Origin of the sequence: Lysobacter sp. ISL-50, assembly GCF_018612875.1 — a bacterium.
In the GTDB taxonomy this organism is placed as follows: domain Bacteria; phylum Pseudomonadota; class Gammaproteobacteria; order Xanthomonadales; family Xanthomonadaceae; genus Lysobacter.
Genome location: NZ_JAGGRI010000007.1, coordinates 1 through 14,684, shown reverse-complemented (window position 1 = coordinate 14,684; position 14,684 = coordinate 1). Strand labels below are relative to the sequence as shown.

11 protein-coding genes are annotated in these 14,684 nt (G+C 65.9%); 4 read left to right on the top strand and 7 right to left on the bottom strand.

Features of this window, described 5'->3' with window-relative positions; all coding sequences use genetic code 11:
* Positions 1-323 precede the first annotated feature (323 nt).
* Entirely contained in the window at positions 324-2,483 is a 2,160-nt protein-coding gene (locus tag J7J50_RS04650; protein ID WP_215056318.1) for a S46 family peptidase, read from the bottom strand.
* Between the two features lie 132 nt (positions 2,484-2,615).
* Here J7J50_RS04650 and tdh point away from each other — a divergent pair, with 132 nt between their 5' ends.
* From tdh to kbl, 3 genes are all read left to right on the top strand, one after another.
* The gene (gene tdh / locus J7J50_RS04645; protein ID WP_187313142.1) at positions 2,616-3,650 is read left to right on the top strand and encodes an L-threonine 3-dehydrogenase; all 1,035 of its coding nucleotides are present in this window, start codon (positions 2,616-2,618) and stop codon (positions 3,648-3,650) included.
* 129 nt (positions 3,651-3,779) lie between these two features.
* Positions 3,780-4,838: a hypothetical protein gene (locus J7J50_RS04640; protein WP_215056317.1), complete on the top strand. Its 1,059-nt coding sequence runs from the start codon at positions 3,780-3,782 to the stop codon at positions 4,836-4,838.
* A 90-nt stretch (positions 4,839-4,928) separates the two neighbouring features.
* Positions 4,929-6,134, top strand: coding sequence for a glycine C-acetyltransferase (kbl, locus tag J7J50_RS04635; RefSeq protein WP_215056316.1), 1,206 nt, complete (start codon positions 4,929-4,931; stop codon positions 6,132-6,134).
* Between the two features lie 132 nt (positions 6,135-6,266).
* On the opposite strand, the gene J7J50_RS04630 is transcribed toward kbl, so the two are convergent.
* The 6 genes from J7J50_RS04630 to J7J50_RS04605 form a co-directional block, all read right to left on the bottom strand.
* Positions 6,267-6,737, bottom strand: a complete 471-nt coding sequence (locus J7J50_RS04630) for a hypothetical protein (RefSeq protein WP_215056315.1) — start codon at positions 6,735-6,737, stop codon at positions 6,267-6,269.
* 420 nt (positions 6,738-7,157) lie between these two features.
* On the bottom strand, positions 7,158-7,961 hold the full coding sequence (locus J7J50_RS04625; RefSeq protein WP_215056314.1) for a pseudouridine synthase: 804 nt from the start codon (positions 7,959-7,961) through the stop codon (positions 7,158-7,160).
* A gap of 324 nt (positions 7,962-8,285) precedes the next feature.
* Positions 8,286-8,810 (bottom strand): hypothetical protein, encoded by a 525-nt coding sequence (locus tag J7J50_RS04620; protein WP_215056313.1) that lies wholly within the window; start codon positions 8,808-8,810, stop codon positions 8,286-8,288.
* Between the two features lie 274 nt (positions 8,811-9,084).
* Complete coding sequence (locus tag J7J50_RS04615) at positions 9,085-10,164, bottom strand: OmpA family protein (protein WP_215056312.1); 1,080 nt, start codon at positions 10,162-10,164, stop codon at positions 9,085-9,087.
* Positions 10,165-10,576: 412 nt separating this feature from the next.
* Complete coding sequence (locus J7J50_RS04610) at positions 10,577-11,656, bottom strand: OmpA family protein (RefSeq protein WP_215056311.1); 1,080 nt, start codon at positions 11,654-11,656, stop codon at positions 10,577-10,579.
* A 246-nt stretch (positions 11,657-11,902) separates the two neighbouring features.
* Positions 11,903-13,360, bottom strand: a complete 1,458-nt coding sequence (locus J7J50_RS04605) for a bifunctional 2-methylcitrate dehydratase/aconitate hydratase (protein WP_215056310.1) — start codon at positions 13,358-13,360, stop codon at positions 11,903-11,905.
* Positions 13,361-13,591: 231 nt separating this feature from the next.
* On the opposite strand from J7J50_RS04605, the gene J7J50_RS04600 reads away from it, so the two are divergent.
* Positions 13,592-14,383 (top strand): class III extradiol ring-cleavage dioxygenase, encoded by a 792-nt coding sequence (locus tag J7J50_RS04600; protein WP_215056309.1) that lies wholly within the window; start codon positions 13,592-13,594, stop codon positions 14,381-14,383.
* Positions 14,384-14,684: the final 301 nt, after the last annotated feature.

Below are 14,684 nucleotides of genomic sequence, written 5' to 3'. Positions count from 1 at the left end.
CGCCCAGTGCCAGCGTCCCTGCCGCGACCGCGGCGGCTAATACGGTGTAGCGCATCGTGTTCCCCTTACCCAATGAATGGCGATGAATCGGTTCGGACGGATCGGCCCGGCCCTGGACTCGAACAAAATCGGCCGGAAAGTCTAGCCCGATCATGCCGCCCCCGCCACGAACGCACTTGCCCCCGGATGGCGCGAAGCCCTTATCAGAAAGGGCTTTCGTGCCGAAAAGCGGCGTGGCGCGGCGATGAATACGGCTCGGGAGTGCGGCGCATCACAAATCCGCGCGGCGGCGACCCGTCCCCGGGCCGCCGCCGCGAACGGGCTCACTGCGCCGGCAGCTTCATTTCCCGCAGCAGCTGCGGCGCCGGATAGACCTTGGCCAGCAGCCAGCGCAGATAGCGCATATCGACGTGGATCGCGCGCTTGTAACGCGGATCGAACATCCAGCTGGCGCTGACCGCTTCCCAGTTGCTGTCGAAGTTCAGGCCGATCAGCTTGCCGTTGGCGTCGAGCACGGGCGAGCCGGAATTGCCACCGGTGGTGTCGAGGTTGGTCAGGAAATCGACGGTCTGGGTCTTGAGCTCGGCATCGACGGTGCTGCCGAAATCGCCCTTGGCGATCGCATCGCGCAAGGCCTGCGGCGCGTCGAAGGGTTTGACGCCGGTGTGTTTCTCGACGATGCCCTGCACCGTGGTCAGCGGGCGATAGCGCACGCCGTCGCGCGGGTCCATGGCGCTGACCGCGCCGAAGCTCACGCGCAAAGTCGAGTTGGCATCGGGATACACCGCGCGGCCCTGCGATTTGCGGAACGCGATCAGCGCGCGCATGTAGGCCGGACGCAGACGCAGCAGCTCGCCTTCGCGGCTCTTGTTTTCCTCTTCGATCCGCAGCACCGCCGGCAGCAGCGCGGCGGCGGCCTTGAGCAGGCTGTCGTCGCTGGCCTGCAGTTGCTTGGCGTCGCCGTTCATCGCCTGCAGGCGCGCGGCTTCCTCGCCGAGTTTGGTGCCGGCGTACAAGGCATCCAGGTTGCGCTGCAGCGAGGCGCGATCCTCGCCTTCGAACACGCGGTCGAACTCGGCCACTCGCGCCGCTTTCGGCAGCGCCTTGTACTGGCTCAGCAGCTCCAGCAGCAGCGCCTTTTCCACCTGCGGCGCGTAACGGCGCTGCACTTGCTTGAGCTTGCCGGCGATCAGCGCTTCGTCGCGCTGCTGATAGCCCGACTCGCGCTGCGCATCGGGCTGGGCGCGCTCCTGCGCCAGGCGCTGTACGGTCAACGCGGCGTTGAGCAACTGCGGCATGCCGCGGATCGCGCTGAGCAGTTGATCGCGATCGCGCATCGCCGCGCCGGCATCGAGCACCTTCTGCGCCGCGTCGATATCGGCGCGGATCGCTTTCGCATCGGCCTGCGTGTCCAGCCACGCCAGCATCGCCGTCTCGTCCGCGCCGCGCACGCGCACCGCGTCGCTGCGGCGCAGGCCGTCGAGTTCGCCCTGGGCGCGCTTGAGCGTGTTCTTGAAACCGGCGACCTGCGCGGCGTAGCGCACCTTGGCCTCGGCATCGCTCGCGCTGGCCGCGTCGATGGTCTTGATCATGTCGCCGTACAGCGCCACCCGCGACGGTAGCTGCCATTGGATCTGCTGCGCGAACTCCGACGCCATGCGGTGGCGGAAGGTCACGCCCGGATAACCGGCCAGCATGGCGTAGTCGCCTTCGCGCACCGGGTCGGTGGAAATCTGCAGATGCCCCGGCGGCGTGTACGGCACGTTGTCGGGCGAGTAGTCGGCCGGCTTGCCGTCCTTGCCGACGTAGGCGCGCAGCAGGGTGAAATCGCCGCTGTGGCGCGGCCATACGAAGTTGTCGACCTCGTCGCCGTAGTTGCCGATGCTGTTGGGCGGCGCGTACACCAGACGGATATCGCGCAGCTCCAGCTGGCGGATCAGATAGAAATCGGTGCCGTAGTACATGTTGGCGACGCTGCAGCGATAACCGGCTTCGCGTTCGCACTCGGCCACCACCGCCTTGGTCGCCGCGTCCACCGCGTCGAAGTAGGCGCGGCCGTGCTTGCCGCGCGCGTCCTTGAGGATGCGATCGGTGACTTTGTCGAAACCGGTCGTCACCAGCACGCGGAAATCCGGATTGGCCGGCAGCTCGGCGGCGCGGTCGGCGGCGACGAAACCGTTGCCGATCAGGTCGCGGTCGGGCTTGGAGTTGTACTGGATCACGCCGAAGGCGACGTGGTGGTTGGTCAGCACCAGCCCCTCGGACGACACGAACGAACCGGTCGCGCCGCCGACCTTGACCACCGCGTTCATCGGCGCGCGGGTCAGCTCGGCCAGATCGCTCGGATCGCCCTTGAACCCGGCCGCGCGCAGCTGGCGCGCGATGTCGGGCAATTGCGAAGGCATCCACATGCCTTCATCGGCCTGGGCGGCGGTGGCGCACAGCGCCAGGGACAGGGCTAACACACGGGGGCGCATGGACATTCCGTACGGATTCGGGAAGCCGCGACGATAGGCCAAGCCGCCCGGCGCGGGCAAACCCCGGCGGGGTCGCGGCGTATAATTCGCGCTTCCCTCCCGCCCGGCGCGGCCGCGGCCCCTAGGTAATCGAGTCCCATGACGCAAATGATGAAGGCCCTGGTCAAGCGCGAAGCCGGCAAGGGCATCTGGCTGGAAGAAGTGCCGGTGCCCGTGCCCGGCCCGAACGAGGTGCTGATCAAGCTGGAAAAGACCGCGATCTGCGGCACCGACCTGCACATCTACCTGTGGGACGAGTGGAGCCAGCGCACGATCAAGCCCGGCCTGGTGATCGGGCATGAATTCGTCGGCCGCGTGGTCGATCTCGGCCCCGGCGTGGTCGGTTACCGTCCCGGCCAGCGCGTTTCGGCCGAAGGCCATATCGTCTGCGGCCATTGCCGCAACTGCCGCGGCGGCCGCCAGCACCTGTGCCCGAACACCACCGGCATCGGCGTCAACCGCAACGGCGCCTTCGCCGAATACATCGTCATGCCGGCCAGCAACCTGTGGCCGATCCCGGACCAGATCCCCAGCGAGCTGGCCGCGTTCTTCGATCCCTACGGCAACGCCGCGCATTGCGCGCTGGAGTTCGACGTGGTCGGCGAAGACGTGCTGATCACCGGCGCCGGCCCCATCGGCATCATCGCCGCCGGCATCTGCAAGCACATCGGCGCGCGCAACGTGGTCGTCACCGACGTAAACGATTTCCGCCTGAAACTGGCCGCCGACATGGGCGCCACCCGCGTGGTCAACGTCGCCAACCAGTCGCTCAAGGACGTGATGGCCGACCTGCACATGGAAGGCTTCGACGTCGGCCTGGAAATGAGCGGCAACCCGCGCGCGTTCAACGACATGCTCGACTGCATGTACCACGGCGGCAAGATCGCCATGCTCGGCATCATGCCCAAGGGCGCGGGCGCGGACTGGGACAAGATCATCTTCAAGGGCCTGACCCTGCACGGCATCTACGGCCGCAAGATGTACGAGACCTGGTACAAGATGACCCAGCTGGTGCTCGGCGGTTTCCCGCTCGGCAAGGTGCTGACCCATCAGCTGCCGATCGACGATTTCCAGAAGGGCTTCGACCTGATGGAAGCGGGCAAGGCGGGCAAGGTCGTGTTGAGCTGGAACTGACCGCTCGCGACGCGATCGCACGATCGACCAGGGCGGCCGCGAGGCCGCCCTTTTCGTTGGCCGGCGGCAAGGGGTGATCCCGGCCCGGGATTGCGGCATGCTGCGCGCGGAACCTCAACAAGGATCGTTATGCGCCTGTCGCTGTCGCTACCGCTTTGCGCCCTGCTCGCCGCCGTCTCGCCGGTGTTCGCGCAAGCCCCGCCGCCCTGCCCCGCGCTGCCGGACAACCTGCCCAAGACCCTGCGCTGCGTGGCCACCGAACACGGCTGGTTCTATGCCGGCGACGACGCCGAGGCGGCGATGTTCGCCGACGCCGCGCGCCAGGCGGCGGCCAAGTTCGAACGCGTGTTCTCGCGCAAGGCCAGCGTCGGCGCGATCGTCGCGCTGGACTACGACCAGGCCCTGCCCGACGATGCCACCGCGGCGCTGCGCGAACACGGCGCGCTGTGGGTGCTGCCCTGGGTCAGCGCCGCCAGCATGCGCCAGGAAATCCAGAAGCAGATCCATCGCCAGTACAAGAAGCAACATCCCAACGCCCGCGTGAGCGCCTCGCGCGGCTACGCCAACGACTTCGCCAAGCGCATCGCCGGCGATACCTCCGGCACCATCCAGCACGAGGTCGGCCACCATCTGTTCATCGCCGCGTTCTGGCCGCGCGAATCGTTCGCGCACGACCATCTGCGCTACGGCGGCCCGGCGCCGGACTGGCTCGACGAGGGCGTGGCGATGCTGATGGAACCGGCGCCGACGACCGAAGGCCGCCGCGCCATGTTCGCGCAGATGGCCGCTGGCGAACTCAAGAACGCGCAGGTCCAGCCGCTGGATGCGTTCTTGAACGCGCCGCATCCGCGCCTGACCGAACCGAACCTGCCCGACGAGCTCAATTCCGGCTCCGACGCCAACCGGGTCAGCATCAGTTTCTCGATCGACAGCAATCCGATGTTCCTGCGCATGGCCGGCTATTACGCGCAGACCCAGGTCTGGATCGATTTCCTGCGCGAAAACAGCCAGCGCGGCACGCTGACGGCGCTGGCCGAATCCCTCGCCGCGGGCAAGAGCCTGGAAGACTGGCTGGGCCGCGACGGCGCGCAATACGGCCTGCCCGCCAGCCTGCCGGTATTGAACAAGCAATGGTCGCAGTGGCTGCAGCAGCATTATCCCGGGCCCGGCGCCGGCGCCAAACCGTGACCGCCTGAATCCGCGCCGCCGCGCCGGCGCAAAGTCGCGCGCGGACGACTGGACTAGAATGGCGGCCTTCCCCTCATCGGAATGCCGCCCGTGTCCGACGCACCGAGCCTCACGCAGCACTACGCCGACACCCTGGACGAAATCCGCGCCCAGGGCCTGTTCAAGTCCGAGCGCATCATCACCAGCCCGCAGTCGGCGGAAATCACGCTCGAAGACGGCCGCACCGTGCTGAACTTCTGCGCCAACAACTATCTGGGCCTGGCCGATCACCCCGACGTGATCCAGGCGGCGAAAGACGCGCTCGACACGCACGGCTTCGGCATGGCCTCGGTGCGCTTCATCTGCGGTACGCAAGACCTTCACAAGCAGCTGGAAAAAACCATCTCGGATTTCTTCGGAACCGAAGACACGATTCTTTACGCCGCCTGCTTCGACGCCAACGGCGGATTGTTCGAGCCGCTGCTGGGCGAGAACGACGCGATCATCTCCGACGCGCTCAACCACGCCTCGATCATCGACGGCGTGCGCCTGTGCAAGGCCAAGCGTTTCCGCTACGCCAACTGCGACATGGCCGACCTGGAAAAGCAGCTGCAGGCCGCCGACGCCGCCGGTTGCAAAACCAAGCTGATCACCAGCGACGGCGTGTTCTCGATGGACGGCTTCATCGCCCCGCTCGACGAAATCACCGCGCTGGCTAAAAAGTACGGCGCGCTGGTGCACATCGACGAATGCCACGCCACCGGTTTCCTCGGTGCCAGCGGCCGCGGTTCGGCCGAGGTCAAGGGCGTGATGGACAAGATCGACATCTTCACCGGCACCCTCGGCAAGGCCATGGGCGGCGCGCTCGGCGGTTTCACCACGGCGAAGAAGGAAGTGATCGAGTTGCTGCGTCAGCGTTCGCGTCCGTATCTGTTCTCGAACTCGTTGCCGCCGCACGTGGTGGCCGCGGGTATCAAGGCGTTCGAAATGCTGTCGGCCGCCGGCGATCTGCGCGAGCAGTTGGCGCAGAACACCGCGTATTTCCGCGAGCAGATGAGCAAGGCCGGCTTCGACGTGAAGCCCGGCGTGCACCCGATCAGCCCGGTGATGTTGTTTGATGCCCCGCTGGCGCAGAAGTTCGCTTCGCGCCTGCTCGAAGAAGGCATCTACGCGATCGGTTTCTTCTTCCCGGTGGTGCCGCAGGGCCAGGCGCGCATCCGCACGCAGATGTCGGCGGCGCATACGCGCGAACACCTGGATCGCGCGATCGCGGCGTTCATCAAGATCGGGCGCGAGCTTGGGGTCATCAAGGCCTGAGCGCAGCGTCGATGACTGCAAGGATGCGGCCGATGCGAACGGATCAGAATCACCGAAGCGCGCCGCAGCGGCAGCAGCCGTGCGGCGCGCGCCGGTATCCGCGATCAGCCGAAACGGCGGTCGCTACGCTGCTTATCGCTGCGCATCGGCCATCGCCTGTTCGATGTTGCGCAGATCCTGGGTCAGCTGCGTCATCGACATCTCGGCCATGATCAGGTCGATCTGCGAAGTCGGCTGCATGCTCAGGACCATCAGCTGGGTTTCCAGCACCTGGCAGTGCTGCTTGGCGATGGAGGTGAAGGTGATCGCCCGCTGCTGGCTGTTGCCGTCGCGATACAAGCCGCGATCGAAGGTGTCCTGGTTGTCGTTCAACAGCCGCATCAGGTTCGCGGTCAACCCCGCCGCCTCGATCTGTTCCATGATGAAGCTGGTCCGGGCGGCGTTCGTATTGCCCTGTTGCAGCTGCAGCTTGGCGATCTGGTGATCGAGCTTGACCACTTCGAAGCGTTGCTTGGCCATGCTCAAGGACTGACTGGCCGCGGTCGGATCGGCCAATACGCCGCTGCTGAACATCATCAACAGCGACAACAACAGCAGCTTCATGCCTGCGATCAGGCCGATACGGTCAGCGCGCGGGGCCGGGGTCGTGAGAGTCGCGGTTCCATAAGACATCGTGTTTCTCCATTTGAACAAGACGATGTCGCCGCGCGGGGCACGCGGCGCCGTGGTGGTATGCATGTTCGATGTCGGCCTCCACGCGCGGGCGAACCCGGGCCGGCGCTGCACCTCCTTGTCGAAACGAATCACGTCCGTGTTGCATGCCGGCGGAATGTCCACGCCGGCGATTGCGACTGATGGTCGCGGCCGAATCTACACCCCATCCCCGATGCCGACCGTTATCGCGGTCGAATTTCCGCTGCGCGGAAGCAGGTCGCGGAATTCGTTGCGGCTGGCTCCGTTCGAAGCGGGCATCTTCACGTGGCTGTCGCGATCATCGCGCGGCGGGCGCGCGCGGCCGGCGGATCATTGCAGGCGTTGCAAATCCTCATCGTCCAGCACACGCCACTGCCCTTTCGGCAATTCGCCCAACTGCAGGTCGCCGATCGCCACCCGGATCAACCGCAACACGTTCAAGTCGAACCCGGCGAGCAGGCGCCGGATCTGCCGGTTGCGGCCTTCATCCAGCACGATCTGCAGCCACGCGTTCTTCTCGCCGCTGCGCAGCACCGTCGCGGACTTGGCCCGCAGCAGTTCGCCGTCTTCGCCGTCTTCGCTGATGCCCGCGTGCAGCGCGGCCAGTTGCCCGGGGCTCGGGATCGCGTCGATCTGGACGTGATAGGTCTTGTCCGGGCCGTGTTCGGGGTCGGTGATGCGCGCGGCCCATTGCGGGTCGTTACAGAACAGCAGCAGGCCTTCGCTGGCCTTGTCGAGCCGTCCGACCGGCGCCAGCCACGGCAACGGCGCGCCGTCGATGCGGGCCTCGTCCAGGCAGCGGTACACGGTGTCGCGGCCGCGTTCGTCCTGGACCGTGGTGACCAGGCCGCGCGGCTTGTTCAACATCAGATACAGCCGCGGCGCGGCGTCCAGCGCCTGCTCGTCCACGCGGATGCGATGGCGGCCCTGCACGATCGGGAATTCGGCGTCGCGCACGATCCGGCCGTCCACCGACACCCGCCCGGCCGCGATCCACTTCGCCGCCTCGCTGCGCGAGCACAGGCCCTGCTTGGACAGCACGCGGGCCAGGCCGTATCGGGGCGGGGATTTGTTCAAGCGGCGCGATCCTGAGGCGATGTGGCTTGGTGTTGTGTGCGGCGGCTGCCGAAGCATCGGGCGATCGCGTCCGCGCGGTGCCGGCCAGGCGGGACGTTATCGGGTCGCGATCATCAAAGGGCGAAGCATCGCTCGAATCCGATGCGCGCCGAGCGATGGCATCCATTCGCGTCGATGTCCGCTGCCCACAGACTGCCGGCACCGCAGCGCGCCATCCGCGGCCACGCAAGGCGACACCGAACTCGCCACGGCATTATCGCAGCCGCCGCGGCCGCAGAGCCGCCTCGCGCGCCGATCCACCGAATGACGCCGCCGCCCCACAAAACAAAACGGCCGCGAGCAAGGCCCGCGACCGTCCGTGTCCGCCGTCGCCGGCGAGGCTTACTTCTTTTTCTTCTTGTCGTCGGCCGGCGCCGGCGCCGGTACGGGCTCGACGGCCGGGGCCGGCGCGGCGGCGGCCGTGCCGCTGCCCTTGGCCACGCGCACGCCCTTGGCCTTCATCCAGGCGCTGAACTCATCGGCGGTCATGCGCTTGCCGCCCTGGCTCATGTCGAAGCGCCACGGGGTGTTGTCGAATTCGGTCTTGGGCTTGTACGCGGCTGGATCGTTGGCCGAGGGCATGCCGGAAGACGCCGGCGTGGCCTTGGCGACGTTGCAGCCGTCCAGGCGAATGCGCAGCAGCACCTGATCGACCGACAGCGCCTCGTCCAAGGCCTGCGAGAGCACGCCGGTCGGCGCGCCGAGCTGATGCGAAGGCGCGACCAGTTCCGGCGCGATCGGCGCGATCAGCGTGGGCTGCACCGGCTGCGCGCGCGAGGCGGTCAGCGATGCGCAGTTGGCGGCGCTCTGTGCCTGCGCCGCTCCGGCGATCAGGATCAACGACGTGGCGGCAAGCAATCGGCGCATGGGGCTCTTTCTCCGGGTTCGGCGCGAAGGCGAAGCCACTACGCGCGTTTTGTACGATGCGCGCCAGTGTAGGCGCGGCGGCGGGATCGGACAACCCACAAAATCAGGCGCTTATCGGCGTTTCCTGGACGCGGCCGCAATTGCGCGGCGCAAGCGCGCGCGGCGATTGCGCAACCGTCCGTCGCCCCGCGCGGGCGGACACAAAAAGAAGCCCGGCACGAGGCCGGGCTTCCAGGTCTTGCAGTGCGGGCCGCGAACGGCCCGCGCTTGCCGCTTAGTTCTGAGCGTTGAGCTCGGTGCGGCGGTTCTTTTCGCTCTTGCAGGCCGGGAAGGTCTGCGGGGTCGACTCGAGCGGACGGCTCTCGCCGTAGCCGATCGGACCGGCCAGACGGCCGGCATCGACGCCATTGCTGGTCAGGAAGTCGTACACGGCCTTGGCGCGACGCTCCGACAGCTTCTGGTTGTACGCATCCTTACCGCACAGGTCGGTGTGACCGGCGACTTCGACGCGCAGGCTCGGGTTGCGCTTCAGGATCTCAGCGGCCTCGTTGAGGATGGCCACCGAATCCGGACGCAGCGTCGCCTTGTCGAAATCGAAGTTCACGCCCTTCAGGTCGATCGAGACCGGCACCGGGCAGCCGTCCGAACCGATGGTCTGGCCAGCCTGCGAACCGGGGCACTTGTCGTCGCAGTTGTTGACGCCGTCGCCGTCGTCATCCTTGTCCGCGCAACCAGCTTCCACGACCGGGGCCGGAGCCACGGCAGCGACGGGTTCCGGACCCAGCGGGATCACGATGCCGACCGAAGCCAGCACGTCGCCGAACCAATCTTCCTGCGGAGCAGCGACGCTGCTGTCGTCGAAGTCGGCGCGGTACGCCAGTTCGGTGCGGATGCCAACGCGGCCCAGGTCGCCCTGGATACCCACGCCGACCTTGGCGGCAAGGTTGCCGTCCTTACGGTTGCCCGGCGACAGCAGCGACGGCAGGAGGTATTCCTCTTCCGAACGCTGGTAGCCCAGGCCCATCAGGATGTAGGGGTTCCAGTTGCGGCCGTCGGTCACGAAGTGGCGACGCAGGTCCAGCGAGATGCCGTACTGGCTCCAGTTGGCGTCCTGGTTGTCGTCGAACTTCGGGTTCTGATAGTTCAGCTCACCGTCGAGCGACCAGTTCTTGTTCAAGAACTTGCCCAGGCCGATCGCACCGAACGGAGCGTTGCGGGTGCCGCGGTCGTTGTCCTGGATGTTCATGCCGACGGCGCCGGTGACGTACCAGCGGTCGTCGAAATCCTGCGCGCTGGCAGCCTGCGAGAAAGCCAAGCCCGCCAACAGGGCGGTGCTCAACATACGAATCTTCATGTGTAACTCCTTCAGATCGATCGGAACGGGGGGTGATCGGGACTGTGTGATCGGGACAGTCTTCTGCGGCGCTGACTCTTGTGACAGAGACACTTTCAGCACTGGCAAGGCCTAGCACCGCGGTCACTGGCGGGGGGATCATACACGCTCAGCAAGTTTGTTAATACCACTTAACGTAGTTCAGTCGAATGCAAGTCGGTTTGTGTGTAACGCGTCCGCACGCAATACGCCCACTGCGGTTCACTCGGCCCGACGAACGGTCGATATTTGGAAACAAAATGCGGTGCAAGTCTTATTTTCGAAAATGATTACGACCGCGCATGAAACATAAAAAGAAGCCCGGCGCGAGACCGGGCTTCTGAAGTGTGTTGCAGTGCGGACCGCGAACGGCCCGCACTCGCCGCTCGTCCGATCAGTTCTGGACGTTGAGCTCGGTGCGGCGGTTCTTTTCGCTCTTGCAGGCCGGGAAGGTCTGCGGGGTCGATTCCAGCGGACGGCTCTCGCCGTAGCCGACCGGACCGGTCAGGCGGCCGGCATCCACGCCATTGCTGGTCAGGTAGTCGTACGCAGCCTTGGCGCGACGCTCCGACAGCTTCTGGTTGTACTCATCCTTACCGCACAGGTCGGTGTGACCGGCGACTTCGACCTTCAGGTCGGGGTAACGCTTCAGGATCTCGGCGGCCTCGTTGAGGATCGACACCGCGTCAGGACGCAGGGTCGCCTTGTCGAAGTCGAAGTTGACGCCCTTCAGGTCGATGGTGACCGGCACCGCGCAGCCGTCCGGACCGATGGTCTGGCCAGCCTGCGAACCGGGGCACTTGTCGTCGCAGTTGTTGACGCCGTCGCCGTCGTCGTCCTTGTCCGCGCAACCGACTTCCACCGCCGGCGGCGGGGCTACGGCAGCGACGGGTTCCGGACCCAGCGGGATCACGATGCCGACCGAAGCCAGCACGTCGCCGAACCAGTCTTCCTTCGGAGCAGCGACGCTGCTGTCGTCGAAGTCGGCGCGGTAGGCCAGCTCGGTGCGGATGCCGACGCGGCCCAGGTCGCCCTGGATACCCACGCCGACCTTGGCGGCAAGGTTGCCGTCCTTACGGTTGCCCGGCGACAGCACCGACGGAAGCAGATATTCCTCTTCCGAACGCTGGTAGCCCAGGCCCATCAGGATGTAGGGGTTCCAGTTGCGGCCGTCGGTCACGAAGTGGCGGCGCAGGTCCAGCGAGATGCCGTACTGGCTCCAGTTGGCGTCCTGGTTGTCGTCGAACTTCGGGTTCTGATAGTTCAGCTCGCCGTCGAGCGACCAATTCTTGTTCAGGAACTTACCCAGGCCGATGGCGCCGAACGGAGCGTTGCGGGTGCCGCGATCGTTGTCCTGGATGTTCATGCCGGCCGCGCCGGTGATGTACCAACGGTCGTCGAAATCCTGGGCGCTGGCGACCTGCGCAATGCTCAGGCCACCGAGCAAGGCGGCACAGAGGAGTTTCTTATTCATTGTTGTAGCTCCTGGTTCTAAAAATATGGAAACCGCGTCTGCGAGGTTTCTACCGTTCAGGACGGCTGCCTGGATGACGCCATCGAGCGAGAGAGTAGGTTTGCCAACGTGAAAGCGGTGTTAACAACCGTCTAACATTCGATTCGGTTCCATGAATTCTGGGATTGAGTCGCAATCCATTCAGGTTTGAGAAGGCAGCCCGTTCAGCAACGAACTGCACTTCTCGAGTGCGAATGACCGGCCGGTTTACTTCGCCGGCTGGGCGAACAGGGCCATGAACTGGGTCACCGGCAGGGCTTCGAGCTCGGCCGGGTTGTTGGCCAGGGCCAGCAGGCGGTCGGCCTGGGCGGCCGGCAGCTTGGCGCGGACGGCGGCTTCGAACTTGGCCATCAGCACCGGGATGCCCTCGGCGCGGCGCTTGCGGTGGCCGATCGGGAAGTCGATGGACACCTTTTCGGTGGACGAGCCGTCCTTGAAGAACACCTGCACCGAGTTGCCGATATAGCGCTTGTCCGGGTCGAAGTAGTCCTTGGTGAACTGCTCGTTCTCCTTGACCGTCATCTTGTCGCGCAGGGCGTCGATACGCGGGTCGGCGGCGATGGCGTCCACGTAGTCGTCGGCGGTCAGGCGGCCGAAGATCAGCGGCACGGCGACCATGTACTGCAGGCAGTGGTCGCGGTCGGCGTAGTTGGCCAGCGGGCCGGTCTTGTCGATGATGCGCACGCCGGCTTCCTGCGTTTCCAGTTCGACGCGCTCGATCTGGTCCAGCTTGTCCTTGACCTGCCCGTGCAGCTTCATCGCGCACTCGACCGCGGTCTGGGCGTGGAACTCGGCCGGGAAGCTGATCTTGAACAGCACGTTCTCCATCACGTAGCTGCCGAACGGGCGCTCGAACTCGAACTGCTTGCCCTTGAAGGCGATGTCGTAGAAGCCCCAGGTCTTGACCGACAGCGCGCTCGGGTAGCCGACCACGCCCTTGACGGCGTTGAGGGCATGGGTGACGGCGCGGCGGCAGGCGTCGCCGGCGGCCCAGCTCTTGCGCGGGCCGGTGTTCGGCGCGTGGCGGTAGGTGCGCAGCACGCCGTTGTCGATCCACGAATGCGACACGGCGGTCACGATCGCTTCCTTGTTGCCGCCCAGCATCTGGGTGGTGACCGCGGTCGAGGCCAGGCGCACCAGGATCACGTGATCCAGGCCGACCCGGTTGAACGAATTCTTGAGCGCGTAGCCGCCCTGGATTTCGTGCGCCTTGATCGCATGGCCGAGCACGTCGCGCACGGTCATGGCCTTGCCGCCTTCGGCCTCGGCCTTGCGGCCCAGGTAGTCGGCGACGCCGAGGATGGCGCCGAGGTTGTCCGACGGATGGCCCCATTCGGCCGCGAGCCAAGTGTCGTTGAAGTCGAGCCAACGGATCTGCACGCCGATGTTGTACGCGGCCTGGACCGGGTCGAGCTCATAAGAGGTGTACGGCACGCGCGCGCCGCCGCTCATCTGCGCGCCCGGAACCAGCGGGCCCAGGTGCTTGAGGCATTCCTTATGGTCCATCGCCAATGCGGCGCAGGCCAGCGAGTCCAGCAGCATGTAGCGGGCGGTGTCGAAGGCTTCCTTCGAATCGATCTGGTAATCGGCGACGTAGTCGGCGATATCGACCATCGGCTTGTCGGGATCGGGGCGGACGGTCGAACGGATGTCGAAGTGGCTCATGTGCACGGGGCCTGCGGACGGGTGAGTGAGCCCGCTATTTTGCCAGGCCGCGGGCTCGCGGCGGGACGACGGATTTCCGGTGCGCGCTTGCAGGCAAATTTCAGCTTGCGTGGCGCATCGTCCCGAAACTCAACAATCAGCCCCGTTGTTGCGAATTAGTCGCAACAACAGAACGATCCTGCGCGCCGGCTCAACTTGGAAATCGTCCGGGCGAGGATCACCCTTCAGTGCATGGACATCCCGACCCGTCTTCCGACCCTGTTCCTTTCCCACGGCTCGCCGATGCTGGCGCTGGAGGATTCGCCCGCCGGGCGCTTCCTGGATTCGCTGGGCCAGCAATTGCCGTGGCCGCGCGCGATCGTGATCGCCTCGGCGCACTTCATGACCGACCGGCCGATGGTCGGCGGCCATCACAAGCCGCACACCGTGCACGACTTCGGCGGCTTTCCGCCGCCGCTGTACCAGATCCAGTACCCGGCGCCGGGCCAGCCGCGCCTGGCCGAACAGATCGCCGCGCGCCTGAGCGACGCCGGCCTCAACGCCAAGCTGCGCGACAACCACGGTCTGGATCATGGCGTGTGGGTGCCGTTGCGGCGCATGTATCCGCATGCGGACATTCCGGTGGTGCCCTTGTCGGTGATGCCGTATGGGACGGCGGCTCAACACTATGCCGTGGGGCAAGCGCTGGCGGCACTGAGAGACGAAGGGGTCTTGGTGATCGGCTCGGGCGGCTTCGTGCACAACCTGGGCGATCTGGACTGGAGCCAGCGCGACGCGCCGATGCCGTCGTGGGCGGCCGATTTCAGCGCGTGGATGCACGAGAAGTTGTCAGCGGGCGATCGCGAGGCTTTGCTCGACTGGCATGACCGGGCTCCGAACGCGCGTCATGCGCATCCGACTGTCGAGCATCTGATGCCGTTGTTCGTGGCGCTGGGCGCCGCGGGCGATGCGCCGACCGCGCGCACGATTCATCGTTCGCATGAGATGGGGTCGTTGGCGTTGGATGCGTTCGCGTTCGATTGAGGCGGTGTTGCCGTTGCCGTTGCCGTTGCCGTTGCCGTTGCCGAGATTTTTCTTCGGCTTTGCTTAGCTTTGGCTCTGCTTCGAATTTGCTTGGCCTCGGCTTCGCTCTGCTTCCGCTTCGCTCTGCTTCTGCTTCGCTTTGCTCCGGCTTTGCTTTTAGCCGTTGCCCGGCGCCGCTTGTTACTCGCGAGACCGATGGACACCCGAAGGGCGGCGCACATGGACGTGCGCCGGGTGCCACCTTGGGCAGGATGCCCAATGTGGCACCTGCCTGCGTCGGCTACGCACTCGTGGCTTTTGA

Excerpts from the sequence above, each read along its gene's own strand:
- J7J50_RS04600 (WP_215056309.1), top strand. The coding sequence starts at position 13,592 with ATGGACATCCCGACCCGTCTTCCGACCCTGTTCCTTTCCCACGGCTCG.
- J7J50_RS04630 (WP_215056315.1), bottom strand. The coding sequence starts at position 6,737 with ATGAAGCTGCTGTTGTTGTCGCTGTTGATGATGTTCAGCAGCGGCGTA.
- J7J50_RS04615 (WP_215056312.1), bottom strand. The coding sequence starts at position 10,164 with ATGAAGATTCGTATGTTGAGCACCGCCCTGTTGGCGGGCTTGGCTTTC.
- J7J50_RS04610 (WP_215056311.1), bottom strand. The coding sequence starts at position 11,656 with ATGAATAAGAAACTCCTCTGTGCCGCCTTGCTCGGTGGCCTGAGCATT.
- tdh (WP_187313142.1), top strand. The coding sequence starts at position 2,616 with ATGACGCAAATGATGAAGGCCCTGGTCAAGCGCGAAGCCGGCAAGGGC.
- J7J50_RS04650 (WP_215056318.1), bottom strand. The coding sequence starts at position 2,483 with ATGTCCATGCGCCCCCGTGTGTTAGCCCTGTCCCTGGCGCTGTGCGCC.
- J7J50_RS04605 (WP_215056310.1), bottom strand. The coding sequence starts at position 13,360 with ATGAGCCACTTCGACATCCGTTCGACCGTCCGCCCCGATCCCGACAAG.
- J7J50_RS04625 (WP_215056314.1), bottom strand. The coding sequence starts at position 7,961 with ATGCTTCGGCAGCCGCCGCACACAACACCAAGCCACATCGCCTCAGGA.
- J7J50_RS04640 (WP_215056317.1), top strand. The coding sequence starts at position 3,780 with ATGCGCCTGTCGCTGTCGCTACCGCTTTGCGCCCTGCTCGCCGCCGTC.
- J7J50_RS04620 (WP_215056313.1), bottom strand. The coding sequence starts at position 8,810 with ATGCGCCGATTGCTTGCCGCCACGTCGTTGATCCTGATCGCCGGAGCG.